General features: G+C 71.0%; 11 protein-coding genes and 1 riboswitch. Of the genes, 10 read left to right on the top strand and 1 reads right to left on the bottom strand.

The window, feature by feature from the left end; all coding sequences use genetic code 11:
* Window positions 1–91: 91 nt before the first annotated feature.
* From IPL40_12110 to IPL40_12080, 7 genes are all read left to right on the top strand, one after another.
* Window positions 92–1399: an FAD-dependent oxidoreductase gene (locus IPL40_12110; protein MBK8481905.1), complete on the top strand. Its 1308-nt coding sequence runs from the start codon at window positions 92–94 to the stop codon at window positions 1397–1399.
* 38 nt (window positions 1400–1437) lie between these two features.
* Entirely contained in the window at window positions 1438–2184 is a 747-nt protein-coding gene (locus IPL40_12105) for a glycosyltransferase (GenBank protein ID MBK8481904.1), read from the top strand.
* A gap of 3 nt (window positions 2185–2187) precedes the next feature.
* The gene (locus IPL40_12100) at window positions 2188–3129 is read left to right on the top strand and encodes a polysaccharide deacetylase family protein (GenBank protein MBK8481903.1); all 942 of its coding nucleotides are present in this window, start codon (window positions 2188–2190) and stop codon (window positions 3127–3129) included.
* Window positions 3130–3381: 252 nt separating this feature from the next.
* The gene (locus IPL40_12095) at window positions 3382–3738 is read left to right on the top strand and encodes a hypothetical protein (GenBank protein MBK8481902.1); all 357 of its coding nucleotides are present in this window, start codon (window positions 3382–3384) and stop codon (window positions 3736–3738) included.
* A 132-nt stretch (window positions 3739–3870) separates the two neighbouring features.
* Window positions 3871–4668, top strand: a complete 798-nt coding sequence (locus tag IPL40_12090; protein MBK8481901.1) for an endonuclease/exonuclease/phosphatase family protein — start codon at window positions 3871–3873, stop codon at window positions 4666–4668.
* A 108-nt stretch (window positions 4669–4776) separates the two neighbouring features.
* A riboswitch (cobalamin riboswitch) is annotated at window positions 4777–4969 on the top strand.
* A gap of 186 nt (window positions 4970–5155) precedes the next feature.
* Window positions 5156–6361 (top strand): hypothetical protein, encoded by a 1206-nt coding sequence (locus IPL40_12085; protein MBK8481900.1) that lies wholly within the window; start codon window positions 5156–5158, stop codon window positions 6359–6361.
* Window positions 6362–8365: a hypothetical protein gene (locus tag IPL40_12080; protein MBK8481899.1), complete on the top strand. Its 2004-nt coding sequence runs from the start codon at window positions 6362–6364 to the stop codon at window positions 8363–8365.
* Here the strand turns inward: IPL40_12080 and ftsH are convergent.
* Window positions 8267–9883 carry an ATP-dependent zinc metalloprotease FtsH gene (gene ftsH / locus IPL40_12075; GenBank protein MBK8481898.1) on the bottom strand — a complete coding sequence of 539 codons (1617 nt, stop codon included), beginning with the start codon at window positions 9881–9883 and terminating at the stop codon, window positions 8267–8269. The two genes, IPL40_12080 and ftsH, sit on opposite strands and share 99 nt — an antisense overlap.
* Before the next feature lie 1242 nt (window positions 9884–11125).
* Here ftsH and IPL40_12070 point away from each other — a divergent pair.
* From IPL40_12070 to IPL40_12060, 3 genes are all read left to right on the top strand, one after another.
* Entirely contained in the window at window positions 11126–11305 is a 180-nt protein-coding gene (locus IPL40_12070) for a hypothetical protein (GenBank protein ID MBK8481897.1), read from the top strand.
* Window positions 11306–11473: 168 nt separating this feature from the next.
* Window positions 11474–12550, top strand: a complete 1077-nt coding sequence (locus IPL40_12065; protein ID MBK8481896.1) for a PilT/PilU family type 4a pilus ATPase — start codon at window positions 11474–11476, stop codon at window positions 12548–12550.
* 23 nt (window positions 12551–12573) lie between these two features.
* Window positions 12574–15915 (top strand): valine--tRNA ligase, encoded by a 3342-nt coding sequence (locus tag IPL40_12060; protein ID MBK8481895.1) that lies wholly within the window; start codon window positions 12574–12576, stop codon window positions 15913–15915.
* Window positions 15916–15954: the final 39 nt, after the last annotated feature.

The following is a 15954-nucleotide window of genomic DNA, read 5'->3' as shown; positions in this document are numbered from 1 at the left end:
ATGCAATAGGGGAGTGCGCGCGGCCTCGGGCCGACCCTGGCTTGGCGACCCTGGCTTGGCGCCTCGCGGGCCCTGTGCTAAGCAGCGCCCCATGCCGCGCGACGGGGCTCAGCCGACAATTATTCTGGGCGGGGGCCTGACCGGCATCTCCGCGGCTCTGCACCTGCGGCGACCCTACCTGCTGGTCGAGCGCGAGAGCCGGCTCGGCGGTCTGGCGCGCACTAACGAGCGCGACGGGTTCTTCTTCGACCACACCGGACACTGGCTGCACCTCCGCACGGACGCGATGCGCGCGCTGGCGCAGCGCGTGATGGGCGAGGCGCTAGTGGAGGTCGAGCGGCGCGCGGCGATCTACTCGCATGGCGTGCTGACGCCCTATCCCTTCCAGGCCAACCTGCACGGCCTGCCGCCGCCGGTGGTCTACGAATGCCTGCTCGGCTTCGTCCAGGCTCGGCTGCAGCGCGGCAGCGAGGAGCCGCGCAACTTCGAGCAATATGTCCTGCACCACTTCGGGGCAGGCATCGCGCGCCACTTCATGCTGCCCTACAACAGCAAGCTCTGGGGCGTGCCCCCGGCGGCGATCACCAGCGCGTGGTGCAGCCGCTTCGTGCCGATCCCGACGCTGGAGCAGGTGCTGGCCGGTGCGGTCGGCGCGGGCCCGGCGGCGCTGGGCTACAACGTGCGCTTCGTCTACCCGCGGCAGGGCGGCATCGAGAGCTTCACCCGCGCGCTGGTGGCAGAGCTCGATCCGAGCCATACGCGGCTGGGCACGGCGCCCGAGGCGATCGATCCGCGGGCGGGCACGGTCGCCGTTGCCGGCGAGGCCCTGCCCTTCCACGCGCTGATCACCTCGTTGCCGCTTCCCACGCTGCTCGGGCTGCTGGTCGACGCGCCGGCGGCCGTCTTGGCGGCCGGCGAGCGGCTGCGCGCGACGCCCGTGCGCTACCTCGACGTCGCGACGCGGCGCCCCGCCCGAGCCGACTACCATTGGGCCTACGTGCCCGAGGAGCGCTATCCCTTCTATCGCGTCGGCGTCTTCTCCAACGCGATGCCGAGCATGGCGCCGCCCGGCTGCGCGAGCCTCTACGTCGAGCTTTCGCGTCGCGAGGGTGACGCCGCGCAGGCGACGCGCGAGGCCCTGGAGGGGCTGGTCGCGATCGGCGCGATCGACGCGGTCGAGGACGTCCTCTTCGCCGAGCTGCGCGAGCTCGCGCCGGCCTACGTCGTCTTCGATGAGGGCTACGAGAGCGCGGTGGCGACGATTCAGAGCTACCTCGCGGCGCACCGGATCTTTAGCTGCGGGCGCTACGGGGCCTGGATCTACAACGCCATGGAGGATAGTCTGCTGGCCGGCCGGCAGGCTGCCGCCGAAACCGACGCCTTGGCGCTCCGCGGATGAGCACACCCATGACTCGCACTCAGCGTCCGACGATCGAGATGCCCCCTGCGCGCGAGAGCCTGCCCGATGGCTCGACCAAGGCGCCGATGATCAGCGCCGTTATCCCCGTCTACAACGAGGAGGGCATCATCGCCTCCTCGGTGGTGGCCTTGCGCGAGGCGCTGCGCGAGCTGGGCTGGAGCTTCGAGATTCTGCTCGCGGAGAACGGCAGCACGGATCGCACGCCGGAGCAGTGCCGCCAGCTCAGCGAGAAGTACGCTGAGGTCGGCTGGTTCTCGCTTGGTCAGCCGAACTACGGTCGGGCGCTGAAGGAGGGCATCCTGCGCGCCCGCGGGACCTACGTCGTCTGCGACGAGATCGACCTGGGCGACATCGACTTCTATCGGCGCGCCCTCGAGCGCTTGGTCGCCGATGAGGCGGCGCTGGTCGTTGGCTCGAAGCTCCTGCCCGGGGCCGACGATACCCGGCCGCTCTACCGGCATGCGGCGACCTTCGTCTACAACGGGCTGCTACGGCTGCTGCTGCACTTCCACGGCACGGACACGCACGGGATGAAGGCCTTTCGTCGCGAGCGCCTGGTGGGCACTGCGGGGCGCTGTCTGGTCGATAAAGACGTCTTCGCCAGCGAGCTGGTGATTCGCGCCGAGCAAGAGCGCGTGCCCGTGATCGAGATCCCGGTGCGCGTGGTCGAGAAGCGCGCGCCATCGATCAATCTGTTCAAGCGCGTGCCCAACGTGCTGCGCAATCTGGGCCGGCTCTATTTCGTCTTGCGCAAGGAGCGGTAGGCGATGGATCGCAAGCTCTGCGCCGTCAGCGTCGATCTCGACCCGCTGAGCGCCTACTACTCGATTCACGGCCTCGGTGAGCCGCCGCCGCAGGTGTTGCACACCATCGTGCGTTGCGCGCTGCCGCGCTTCGCCGAGCTCTTCGCGGCGGCCGGCGTGCAGGCGACCTTTTTCATCGTCGGTCAGGACCTCGAGCAGTCGCCGGAGCTCGGTCCGGCGCTCGCCGAGCTGGCCGCAGCGGGTCACGAGATCGGCAACCACAGTTATAGCCACCCCTATGCCCTGAATCGGCTCTCAGCGGAGCGGATCACGCAGGAGTTGGGGCGGGCCCATGAGCTGATCACCGAGGCCGTCGGTGCGGAGCACGCGCCGGTCGGTTTTCGCGCGCCGGGCTACTTCATCAATCGCGCGGTGCTCGCGGCGCTCGTCGCGCTCGGCTACCGCTACGACAGCTCGATGTTTCCCTCGCCGCCTTACTACCTGGCGAAGGCCGCGGTGATGCTGGGGATGAGCCTGCGCGGGCGACGCTCCGCGGCCGTCCTCAGCGATCCCCGTGCCCTCTTGGCCCCGCCCGATCCCTATCGCCCGTCGCTCGAGGAGCCCTGGCGGCAGGGTACGGCGCCGCTGATCGAGCTGCCGGTGGCGGTCGTGCCGGGGCTGCGCATGCCGGCGATCGGCACGCTTTTGACGGTCAGCCCGGCCTGGCTGCGGAGCGCGCTGCTGCAGAGCATGGGCCGCCGCCCGCTCTTCAACCTCGAGCTGCATGGCATCGACTTGGCGGACGCGGTCAGCGATAGCGTTCCGACCGAGCTGGCCGGGCGCCAACCCGACCTGCGCGTGCCGCACGCGGAGAAGTTCCGGATCTTGCTCGAGACCCTGCGCGGGCTGCAGCGCGACCACGAGTTCGTGACGCTGCGCGAGGCCGCCCTGCGCTTCAGCGTCTGAGCGCGCCGATCCGCCGACCCGAGGCCCCGCCGCCGCCGGGCTGCGCTTCGGCTGGCATCCGAGTGGTTGACCGGGCCCCAGAACTCGCGTAGATCACAGCCCGCGCCTGGCCAGGGCTCCGATCGGGGAGTTTCCTTTCCCAGACGGGTCGCTTCCCAGATGGGTCGCTTCCCAGATGGGTCGCTTCCCAGACGGGAAGAGGGTGTGGCGTTTCTGGTTTTCGTGCACGAGACCGTGGCAGGAGATGTGGCGATGGCCCCCAAGACACCGCTTCAGCGCGTCAAAGAAGAGCATGGCGGAAAAGAGAAGCTCGCCGACCGGCTGCTCGAGCTGATCGAGCGCGGCGATGAGGACAAGGCGGAGCTGCGCAAGCGCTTGCTGGCCGCGGCCAACTCCAAGCTGCTGCGCCTGCACCAGGTCGTCAGCGAGGTCCAGCAGCGTTTCGGCAGCAAGGAGAAGCTGCTCGACGCGCTGCTCGACGCGATGAAGCGCAGCAAGGATCAGGACTACCGCGCGAAGCTGCGCGGGATGACCCCGGCGCGCCTGCTCGATCTCTATCGCGCGCAGCAGCGGCGCAACAAGGCAGCGCAGGCGGCCGCGGGGTCGTAAGCCTGGGGCCCGTGTAGCCGGCTCGCGCGGCTCGCGCTCCGCTGCCTCTTGCACCGCCTCTTGCACCGCCTCTTGCCGTTCCCCGCGCGTCCTTCGGCCTGGATCGACCGCCCCCTCGGCTGGGCGTTGGCGTTGGCGCTCCTCTGCCTGCCCGCCGTTGGCGCGCTCTACCTGATCAACCGACTGGCGCTTCCACGCCACCTCGCCGCGCGGCCTGGCCTGCCGCGCCTGCGCGTGCTGAGCTGGAACATCGGGCGCATCCACCTGCGCTGGGAGTCCCGTGCGGCGGATCGCGACCTCGGCTATGTGGCCCAGGTCCTACGCCAGGTCGACCCACAGGTGGCGGCGCTCCAGGAGCTGCGCGATGCAACGCAGCTCGGGCGCCTGCTGGCGCTGCTCGGTCATGGCTGGCGCGGTCGCGTACCGCGGGACGCCTACGATCGCCGCGCGGCCCTGCTCTGGCGCGTGGGCGGCGATCCTTTCGAGATCCCGACCTCCACGGGCCGCGCGGCGCAGGGCGCCGTCTTGCGGGTGGGGGAGGGAAGGGCCCTCACCGTGGTTTCCCTGCATCTCGACGCCTTCGATGCGGCGCGCCGGCTGCGTCAGGGCCAGGAGATCGTCGATGCAGCGCTGCGCTTGACCGCCGACGACCTGCTGCTCGCTGGGGACTTCAACTTCGATGTGGCGGTGACGGCGCGCGACGCGCTCGACCAGCGGCTCTATCGCCTGCTCACGAGCACCTTGCGCGACGCCGCTGCGCGTGCCGGGGCGACCTCGCTATCCGCGCAGCGCATCGACTATGTGTTCTATCGCAGCAGCCGCTGGCGCGTCAGCGACGCTCGGGTGCTCTGGCATCAGGGCATCCACGGCATGGACCATCGGCCGCTCGTCGTCGAGTTCGAGGCGGTCGGCGCCGACCGGCAGCGCTGACTCGCCCTTTCCCCGCCCGGCGACCCGCTCGCCTGATCCCGCTGTGCCTGATCCCGCTGTGCCTGATCCCGCTGTGCCTTGACACGCCCGACGACACGGCGTACACGGGCGGGCAAGTGTGATTGGAGTACCGGGAAGCCGGTGTAGCAGTTGCCCTCGCGGGCGCTGTGATTCCGGCGCGGACCCGCCACTGTGAGCGGTCAGGCCCTCTCGATGTAGCCACTGGGCGCCACGGCGTCTGGGAAGGCGAGAGGGATAAAGGCCGTGAGCCAGGAGACCGACTCCATTACGCGATGACTCGTGCGCCGTGTCTTCGGTGATAGGACGCGGTGCGACGCGGTCGCGCGGCTGCCTGAGGGTAGCGGCGTGTCCGCGCGCGCCATCCTCTCCTCGGAGTCCAAAGAGCGCCAGCGCGCCCGCTCTGCGCCCCATGGTGCAGCGCGCGGTGCTCAGCGGCCCGCGGGTGTCGGGCCAGGGGAGGATTGAAATGCGTGCACCGCTGTCGTGGGGAACCCTTGCGCGAGCTGGCGCGTCGGCGGTGCTGCTGGCGCTCGGGCTGGGCGCTTGCGGCGATCAAGCGCTGCCCTCGTTGCGAGCGTCGGATGGCGGGCATGGCGGCGCCGACGCGGCCTCGCGCGCTGCGGATGCGCGGCTCGAGGATGCTGGGGTGCGAGGGGGCGACGGCGGCGCCGACGCGGCGGTCGGCAGCGCGAGCTGGCGCTGCAGCGAAACGCGCGAGCTGCTGGGCTGGCAGCTCGCCGCTGACTACTGCGTCGTGGCCCGCGCGACCCAGCCGGCCGCCGCCGCCTGGGCCGTGGGCGGTCAGACGCTCTGGGCCCTCTCGCCGGTGGAAGCTACGCCCGGACGTGCGCTGCTCCAGCAGGCGAGCTGGCTCCCCGCGGGCGGTCTCGGAGCCTTGGAGCCGCTAGGCCCCCTCGACCGCGCTCCCGCGTGGGGCCAGGACGAGCTCGTCTTCTTCGGGTCCTACCTCGCGCTGAGCGCAAGGGGGAGCCTGGCGGCTGGTTATACGTTGGGCGGTGGGGATGGCGGGGTTTGGCTCTTGGTCGCCGCTGCTCCAACGCTGAAGTTGGTGGCCGCCGCCGGTAACTTCGACGCCGCCTGGCTGGATGATGAGACGCTGCTGGTCAATGGGCTCGGCCTGGCCGAGGTCGGCGGCGAGCAGGCGGTCTACGTCTGGCGCGAGGGCAAAGCCGCGCCGCTGATCACCGAGCTCGGTAGCGCGAGCAGCTTCCTCGCGGTGGGGCGCAGCGTGGCCTACGTGGGCGGCGCCTTCGGGAGCTTTCCCAACCTCATCAATCGGGTCTTCGCCTTCGAGCGCGCTGCGCTGCTGGAGGCCGTCAAGGCGCAGCGACAGCTCGTGGCTTCGAGCGCCGGGCGCGTGGTCTACGAGGGCGACCTCGGCGACCTCAGCGTCCTCGGCGATGAACTCTTCCTCATCGACAGTGCCTACGACCTGCAGCAGGGGGCGGTCGTGGCGCGGGGCGTCTTCCGGCAGCCCGTGCGACGCGCCGAGGCTGTGCTCGAGGCCCTCGGGCGGCCCGTGCCCGTCCTCAGCCCCGGCCCCGGCTCGCTCGCCCTGCCCGCTGGGCTCACCGGCGATGGCTCGCGCCTGCTGCTAACGCTCGACCGAGGCGATTTGGGGCAGGAACTCGTGCTGCTGCAGGCGCGCTAGGTGGTCGCCTCGGCGCTGATCGGGCGGGCCCCCGCTGCGGCCGTGCTGCGCGCCGGCCTCCGCAGCAGCGCGGACCGCAGGATCGTCGCGCTCGCCGCGGCTGTGGCCGTTGGCTGGCTCGCCGGCTGCGTCGCGCCGCAGGGGCGAGGACGGGCGCTCGCCGTCGAGGCGCCGGGCCCCTTCTTCGCGCCCGCCGGCGTGGCCGTCGCCGGGCGCTGGGTCCTGGTCGCCAATACGGGGTTTCACTACGAGCGCGGCGAGCCGGCCTACGGCGCCCCCTTCCTCACCGTGATCGATCGCGCCACCCGCCGCGTGGTCGGGACCGTCCCACTGACCGGGCGCAATCCGCAGCATGTCACCGTGGTCGGCGACATGGCCTACGTCGTGTCGTCGGGCGTCGTGCAGCTCGACCGCCAGCGCGGGCTAGCCACCGTGGTCGAAGGCGGTGGCATCGAGCTGCTGGAGCTGGGCGGGTCGACCCCGCCGCGCGCGGTCGCCGCCTATATTCCCCTCGGTCTCAGTCCAGACGACGCCCGCATCGGCGCCTATGGTGCGCTGGCGGTTAGCCCGGACGGGCGTCTCGGCTATCTCGGCAGCGGTACGCGCGCAGATGTCTTCGTCGTCGACCTGGCCGCGCGGCGGGTGCTGCGCGGTCCCGAACGGCCGATCATCGTCGCCGAGGTGCCCTCGGGCGAGAACGGTCTGACGGTCACGCGCCGCGTCGGCGACCGCCTGGCCGTGATCGATTTCAACGATGACGCGCTCTGCCTGAGCGAGGCCTGGGATGCCGCGCTGGCCGACCGCAACTGCCAGGGAGTGGGGACCGAAGCCAGCCTCCTCGAGGGTCCGATCGATGTGGCGGCCGCCGATGCGGCGGGTCACACGCTGCTCCTGGCGATGACGCTGGCCAATGCCGTCTACCGCGTGCAATGGCCGGCGGGCACCGCGCCCTCGGCGACCGTGCTGGCGGGCACCGGACTGGCGAACAATCGCGTCGTCGTCCACGACGGCTACGGCTATGTCGTCAACTCGCTCTCCAACAACCTCCAGCGCATCGACCTGCGCGACGGCCGATCGAGCCAGCCCTTCACGGTCTTGCCGGTCGGCTCGAATCCCTATGACCTGGCGATCAGCGAGGAGCCCGCGGGCCCGCGCGCCTGGGTCACGCTCTTCGCGACGAACGAGCTCGCGTTGATCGATCTGCGCGATGGCCAGGTGATCGAGCGCCTAGGCGCGACCGCTTCACCCCCGGCGGAGGACGCCGGTGCCGCGCGGCCGGATGCCAGCGCGGCGACGCCGCTACGCGCCGACGCGCAGCCCCTTGCCGACGCGGGAATCGGCGACCTGCGGCGGGGCGATGGGCCGCTCGCGTCCTGCGACGGCGCTCTCGCCGCGCCGCTGGTCGGCATCGGCGCGATCGTACGCTGGCAGCCGGGCCCCGGCGCCGGGCACGGCGCGTCGGCGCTGCCGGGCGTGATCCAGGGCGGCCCCACCGGCGGGGGCGCCAGGCACGGCGCGGTGGAGGGCGTGCTGGCCTTCGGCGTCGGCGGCGAGCTGATCGTCGACTTCGGTGACCACGAGATCATCGACGGCAGCGGCCCAGACTTCATCGTCTTCGAGAACGCCTTCGAGACCGGGCCCTTCAGCAGCTTCAGCGAGCCGGCGGTCGTTGGTCTCAGTCGCACGAGTCCGGCCGACGGAGCGTTCAAGGACTTCCCCTGTGACCTGGCTGCCACGAGCGGCGATGCGGCCGGGGCTCGCTGGCCACATCCGGGCTGCGCCGGCGTACGCGCGGTCCTGGCCAATGTCGGTCGCAACTGCCTGACGCCCACCGATCCCACGCAGGCCGGCGGCGACGCCTTCGATCTCGCCACGCTCGGTTGGGAAAGCGCTCGCTGGCTGCGCCTACGCGACGCTGGGATCGCGCAAAGCGGCCTTACCACCAAGGGCTTTGACCTCGACGCGGTGCTGCTGATCAACTACCGGCGGCGTCCCACCGATTGAAGCCGTCAACGCGGGCTTGGTCTCGGCCGGGCTGCTGGCCGCGACGCGTGCCGGTAGGCCGATGCCCTCGCGCACCTCGGCGCCGCTGAGCTGCTGCGTCTCGAGCAGCCGCCCGGCCAGGGCGATCACGGCGTCGTGGTGGCGCTGCAGAATCTCCCCGGCGCGCTGCAGTCCCTCGGCGACCAGGCGGGTCACCTCGCGGTCGATCGTGTTCGCCATCTGGTCGCTGTGGTCGCGTGGAGTGCTGGCCTGCTGGTCCGCGTTGACCAGCGCCGTGCGCGCCCGCTCGAAGGTGCGGGCGCCGACCTCCGTCATGCCGTAGCGCCGCACCATGTCGCTGGCCAGATCCGTGGCGCGCGTCAGGTCATCGTGAGCGCCGGTGCTCGGCTCGCCGATGAAGAGCATCTCGGCCGCGCGCCCGCCGAGGAGCACGGCGATGCGATCGAGCAGGTTCGAGCGCAGCGTGACGTAGGTGTCGTCCTGAGGCTGCTGCCAGGTGACGCCCAGCGCCATTCCACGGGGGATGATCGTGACCCGGTTGACCGGGTCGGCGTTGGGTAGCGCCTCGGCCACGACCGCATGGCCGAGCTCGTGGAAGGCGACGATGCGCCGCTCGGCTTCGGTCAGCAGCCGCCCCTTCTTCTCCAGCCCCATCGCGGCGCGCTCGATCGCCTCGTCGAACTCGGCGGCGCCGACGGCCGTCTTGCCGCGGCGGGCCGCGAGCAACGCGGCCTCGTTGACCAGATTGGCGAGATCGGCGCCGGCGAGGCCCGGCGTGCGGGCGGCCACCGACCCGAGCTCGACCGTCGCGTCGAGCTGGACGTTGCGCACGTGGATCTCGAGAATCGCGCGGCGCCCGTCCTTGCCCGGGCGGTCGACGAGCACGTGGCGATCGAAGCGTCCCGCGCGCAGCAGCGCACCATCGAGGATCTCGGGGCGGTTGGTCGCCGCCATCACGATGATGCCGCGCATCGCGTCGAAGCCGTCCAGCTCGACCAGGAGCTGATTCAGCGTCTGCTCGCGCTCTTCATGCGCCAGCATGCCCGAGCCACGCGCCCTGCCGAGGGCGTCGAGCTCATCGATGAAGACGATGCAGGGGGCGCTCTCGCGCGCCTTCTTGAAGGTGTCACGGACCCGGGCGGCGCCGACGCCGACGAACATCTCGACGAAGTCAGAGCCCGACATCTGAAAGAAGGGCACGGCCGCTTCTCCGGCGACGGCGCGCGCCAGCAGCGTCTTGCCGGTGCCCGGCGGTCCGACCAGCATCACGCCCTTGGGGATGCGCGCGCCGAGCAAGGCGTAGCGCTCGGGGTTCTTGAGGAAGTCGACGACCTCGCGTAGCTCGTCGATCGCCTCATCGACGCCGGCGACGTCCTTGAAGGTGGCGGTCTCGTTCTGCACCGCGCGGGCGCGGCTCTGGCCAAAGGCCAACGCTCCACGCTGCGCACCGCCCCCGCGGCTGGTGCGCCAGAGCCAGAAGAAGACGACGAGACCGATGAGAATGAACCAAGGATTCATGAACAGCCGCACCGGAACCGGCCGGCACGGCGCACGTCATACAACGGCGAGGGCACCATGTCCAACGCCAGTGGGAGCGGAGGCGCCCAGGGCCACCGATTGCCCCGGCCGATTGCCAAGGCGGCCGGCGGCTGGAGATGCCCGGCTCCGCGCTCGTCCCCGCTCGCCCTGCTCGGAACCATCGCCGGCGTGCTGGCGCTGCGCACTTTGGCCGCGCCGAGCTCCGGGCGAGCTCCGGGCGCTCCGAACTCCGGAGCCCTCGCCGAGCCGCGCCGGCGCGTGCGGTGGCCACCACGGCACGGCAGGGTCGAGACCAGGGGAGCCGCGAGCCCTGCTGGTGCGGAGCTGCGAGAGAGGAGTGCCGTGGCTCCCGGCGAGCGGAGCGCTGGTGGAATAGGGCCTTGCGGGTTGGAGCGCGAGGCGTGACAGTGGCCCGGCTTCGACGGGGCAGGTGCTGCGCGCCAGCGGCGGGCGGCTTGGCTCAGGAGGGCGGTTTGGCGTGGGTCGTGCAGGGTCGTGACCCGCCGTCGGCCCTTCCAGGTCCGGCTCTTTCCGCGGGAGGGATGAAGCGAAATGAAGGTAAGCTCAGCGAACGCGATGACGAACGAGCCGCAGAGGGTGCGAAGCAAGGCAACTCGGGCCCCCGGCGAGCTGACCGGAACCCGCCTGCTGGGGCTGCTCAGCTTGCTCGCCGCGCTCGGCGTCGGCGCGCCCGACGCGCTCGCCTTCAAGGCGCCCGCCATGCGGGACCCGAGAGCGTCCCCGAGCGCGTCTGGACGGGGCCGCAGCCCTGTTTGTCCAGCAGGGAGTGATCACCGCGCGCCCGAGGGCGAAGTCGGCCGGCGGCAAGTTTCGCGCGAGGTCCACGGGTCGAGGCGGAAAAGCCTTTTATCGTCTGAAGCAGTGAGGGCCAACTCCGCGGTGTCAGCAGAGACTCAGCTCGGGGGAAATGCTGGCTTCAATGCCCTGGTCCTCAAACTCCGCGCCGCTCCTCCAAAGGTTTCGCGAGCGAAGCGTTTCCGACGGCTGCTGACGCGGGGAACCCAGTCCCTCTTATCAATCGTCGAGGCAAGACTTGGGTCCGGCGCAGGCGTGGGGCTGGAGTCGGAGCCGCTCCCTATCAATTATGCCGAGGTCGCCGACGCGCAGCCGAACCGGGGAACGCTGCTTGTGGCGGATGTCGAGCTGGTCACTCGCGCGCTGAGGATCCTGAGCCGAGGGTCTGAGCAGAAGCCTAAGCTGATGGCCGGGCTTCGGAGTCGCACGCAGGCAGTTCTCAATCAGCTCGCGCGTCGCCTGTCGCCTGCGGGTGGGAGCGGCGCCGTGCTGCAGTCGGACCTCGGACGCCTCGCTGCAGCGGCAAGGGGCGCGGAACTCGACCCAGGCGGGCTGATCCCGACCTTTGGCTCGAAGCTCCCCTAGCCTGATCCTCGCCCTGGGGTAGACGGCCCAGGCGCGCGTCTTCGACCTCCGCCGGGTCTTCTGCAGCTACGCGCTTCGCCATCGCTGTCGCCATGCCCGCACTGTTGTACACTCGCGCGCCGCGCGCCCTGGGGGCGCTGCGCGCTGGCGCGATAGGATGCGGGCCCGATGGAACTCGACAAGCTGAATTCGCTCTTGGCCGCGGGGGTGCGTCACGGGGCCAGCGATATCCATTTTCGGCCCGCCGCGCCGCCGCTCTACCGCGTGCGCGGCGAGCTCGTCGCGCTGAAGCATGAGCTGCTCAAGCCGAGCGACACCGAGGCCGTCGCGCGGCATGTGCTGGCGCGCTCGCTGCCGGCGGAGCGGCTCGTCGAGCTCCAGGAGCACGACTCGAGCTACTCGCTGCCGGGCATCGCGCGCTTCCGCGTCAACGTCTATCGGCAGCGCAATAGCCTCGCGTTGGTGCTGCGCATCGTCCCCTCCGAGATCCCGACGCTCGAGCAGCTCGGCCTCCCACCGGTGATTCAGCAGATCGCCGAGACCGAGCGTGGGCTGGTGCTGGTCACCGGCGCCACTGGCTCGGGCAAGTCGACGACGCTGGCCTCGATGATTCAGCACATCAACATCAAGCGCAGCGCCCACATCATCACCATCGAAGATCCGCTCGAGTTTCTGCATCGCAACGTGCGCGCGTCGATCTCGCAGCGCGAGATCGGGCTCGATACGCGGAGCTACGCCGCGGGGCTGCGCGCGGCGCTGCGGCAGGATCCGGACGTGATCCTCGTCGGGGAGATGCGCGACGCGGAGTCGATCGACATCGCGCTCAAGGCCGCCGAGACCGGCCACGCCGTCTTCTCCACGGTGCATACCACCGACGCGCCGAAGACGATCGGGCGGCTGACCAGCGTCTTCCCGGCCGACGAGCAGGAGGCGGTGCGGCATCGCATCGCCGACAACCTGCGGGCGACGATCTCGCAGCGCTTGCTGGCCCGGGCCGACGGCGAGGGGCGCGTCGTGGCGCTCGAGATCATGATCGTCACGGCGACGGTGCAGGAGTACCTGCGCGACAGCCAGCGCGTCGCGGGCCTGCGCGACGTGATCGAGCAGGGCCGCAGCCAATACCAGATGCAGTCCTTCGACCAGCACCTGAGCGACCTCTATCGCGGCGGCGTGATCACCCTGGAGACCGCGCTCCAGGCGGCGAGCAACGCCTCGGACTTCCAGCGGGCCCTGACGATCGAGTGAGCGGGGCGGCTGGTCAGGAGAGCATGATGAGTGAGCGTGAAGCCGCGTCCGACGCGCAGCAGCTACCCAAGAGCTACGAGCCCGCGACCGTCGAGGCGGCGATCTATCAGCGCTGGCTCGAGAGCGGGGCCTTCGCCGCTGTCCCCGACGGGCGGCCGCCGGAGCGCCGCTACGTGATCATGATGCCGCTGCCCAATGTGACGGGTGCGCTGCACATGGGCCACGCGATGGATAACGTGATGCAGGACCTGCTGACGCGCTGGCATCGCATGCAGGGTGACAACACCTTGTGGATGCCCGGGACGGACCACGCCGGCATCGCGACGCAGGCCGTCGTCGAGAAGCGGCTGAAGGAGCTCGAGGGCAAGACGCGCCACGATCTCGGGCGCGACGGGCTGGTGCGACGGATCTGGAGCTGGAAGGATCAGTACCAGGCCCGCATCGTCGGGCAGCAGCAGCGGATGGGTTGTAGCTGCGACTGGTCGCGCCAGCGCTTCACGATGGACGCGGTCTGCGCGCGCGCCGTGCGGCACGCCTTCCAGCGCCTCTTCGGCGACGGCCTGATCTACCGCGGCAAGCGCCTGGTCAACTGGGACGTCAGCCTGCAGACGAGCGTCTCGGACGACGAGGTCTATCACGAGACGGTCAGCGGTCAGTTCTGGCATCTGCGCTACCCCGTGATCGATCCCCAGCCGGGCGAGCCGACGGCGGTCGTCGTGGCGACGACGCGCCCCGAGACGATGCTCGGTGACACGGCCGTCGCCGTGCATCCCGCGCCCGACGTAGCGTTGGAGGCGGCGTGCGCCCAGGCGCGGGCAGCGCTGGCCCAGGCGCCCGCGCGGGAGCAGGCCGCGGCGCAGCAACGACTCGACGAGCTGGAGCGGCGTCGCCGCGAGCTGCTGCCGACGCTGCTCTGCCTGCGTGATATGGCGCGGGCGGGACGACACGTGCGCCTGCCGCTGCTCGACCGACCCTTGCCCTTGGTGTGCGACGCCTGGGCCAAGCCCGAGCTGGGCTCCGGTTGCGTCAAGATCACGCCGGCCCACGACCCCAACGACTACGAGGTCTGGCTGCGCCATCGCGAGCGGCTGGCGATCATCAACATCCTCGAAGCTGACGGGACGCTCAACGCCGCGGCCGGGCCCTACGCTGGCCTCGACCGCCTGGTCGCGCGCGAGCGCGTGGTGGCCGACCTGCAGGCCCAGGGGCTGCTCGAGCGCGTCGAAGCACGCGAGGTCGAGCTGGGGCATAGCGATCGCAGCAAGACGCCGATCGAGCCGCTGCTCTCGGATCAGTGGTTCGTGCGGATGGGTGACGTCGCCGGCGGCATCGTGCTCGGGCGGGGCACGCCGCGCGAGCGGCCGGCGGCCGGCCTGGTGCAGGCAGCGATCGACGCCGTCACCAGCGGTCGCGTGCGCCTGCATCCCGAGCGCTACACCAAGACCTACCTCGATTGGCTGGCCGAGAAGCGTGACTGGCCGATCAGTCGCCAGCTCTGGTGGGGCCATCGCATCCCCGTCTGGTCGCGGCAGGGCTCCTGGGCGGAGCTGGGAGCGAGCGCGCTGGCGGGACTCTGGGCGGCGTTGGGGCCGCTACCCGCGGCGGTGGCGGGCAGCCCGCGGGTCGTCGTGCGCTTGCATCGCCTCGACGGCTCAGTGGGCGGCGCGACCCCGGCCGGATCTGTCCTCGCCCCGGGCGTCGCGCTGCCGCTCGATCTGGCCGCCGACGAGCGTTGCAGCATCGACGTCTGTCTGCTCGACGACGACCCCGCGCTGGTCGCGGCGCTCGAAGGCGCCGGCTATCTGCGCGAGGTCGACGTGCTCGACACCTGGTTCTCGTCGGCGCTCTGGCCCTTCTCGACGCTCGGCTGGCCGGATCCCTCGACGGCGGCGCTCGAGGCGGGCCAGCGTCCGCTGGGGCCCGAGGGCGCGGCGCAGGACGCCCTCGCCTACTACTACCCGGGATCTTGCCTGGTGACCGGCCGCGACATCATCACGCTCTGGGTCGCCCGGATGGTCCTCAGCGGGCTCTATGCGCTGGGCGAGGCCCCCTTCGCCGACGTCTTCATCCACGCCAACATCCTCGATGGCAAGGGCGAGCGGATGAGCAAGACCAAGGGCAACGGCATCGATCCGGTCGACATCAGCGCGGCCTATGGCACGGATGCGATGCGCTACGTGCTGTGCGAGATGCAGACCGGCACGCAGGATATCCGCCTGCCCGTGACGGCGATCTGCCCGCGCTGCGCGCACCACAACGACCTGGCGCAGACGGCGACCGGCAAGAGCATCTTCATTCGGATCTGCGGCGCCTGCGGCGGCGAGTTCGATGTCCTGGGCACGATCGCCGAGCTGCCGGCCGGCAAGCTGGTGTCGGAGCGCTTCGACGTCGGCCGCGCCTTCTGCACCAAGCTCTGGAACTCGGCGCGCTTCGCCCTCGGTCACCTCGAGCGCGGGGCGGGCCCGTCCCCGCTGGTCGATGAGGCGGCGCTGGCGCTCGAGGATCGCTGGATTCTCGATCAGCTCGACCAGACGATCAGCACCGTGCAGTTGGCGCTCGAGGACTACAACCCGAGCGCTGCCGTGACGGCGGCGCGTGAGCTCTTCTGGGGCGCGTTCTGCGACTGGTATCTCGAGCTGATCAAGCCGCGGCTCGCGGCCGCGGAGTCGCCGACGGCGCAGACGGCGCGCGCCGTGCTGGCCTATGTGCTCGATCAGGTGCTGCGGCTGTTCCACCCCTTCGTGCCCTTCATCACTGAGCACCTCTGGCAGCGCCTCGACGCGCAGGTCCCCGAGCGCGGCCTGGGCCTGCTGGCGCCCCTCGTCAGCTCGCCCCTCTTGATCAGCGCGCCCTGGCCGGCGGCGCGGGCAGCCCTCCAGCAGCCCGCGCTGCGGCGAGTCTTCGCCGACCTTCAGGCGCTGACGCGCGCGGTGCGCGACGTGCGCGTCGCGGCGGGCGTGCCGCCCCGGCACCCGGTGGCGGTGACGATCAAGCTGCCGGCGGACCGGCAGCAGGCACTGCTCGAACACGGTCACGTCGTGCAGCACCTGGCCGCGGTGGAGGCGCTGCGGGTCGACGCGCAGGCGAAGCGGCAGCGCGGCTCCGCGGTGAAGGTCGTCGGTGACCTCGAGGTCCACGTCCACGACGTGATCGACGATGACGCCGAGCGCCTGCGCCTGCAGCAGCAGCTAGAGAAGGCCGAGCGCGAGCTGGCCCAATGTCAGCGCAAGCTGAGCAACGCGAGCTTCATCGAGCGCGCGCCAGCCGAGGTCGTGCAGGAGCAGCGCGACCGCGCGCTGCACTACCAGACCGGCGTCGCCGCCCTGCAGTGCAGCCTGAAGGAGCTGGAGGAGGCGTCGGCCTAGCAGCAGGCGGCGGCGCTAGGGGGAGGGGCGCAGCCCAGT

The organism is Pseudomonadota bacterium, assembly GCA_016711215.1.
Taxonomy (GTDB): domain Bacteria; phylum Myxococcota_A; class Polyangia.
Note: the sequence above shows the minus strand (reverse complement) of the source record. Positions and strands in the feature narration are given on the sequence as shown.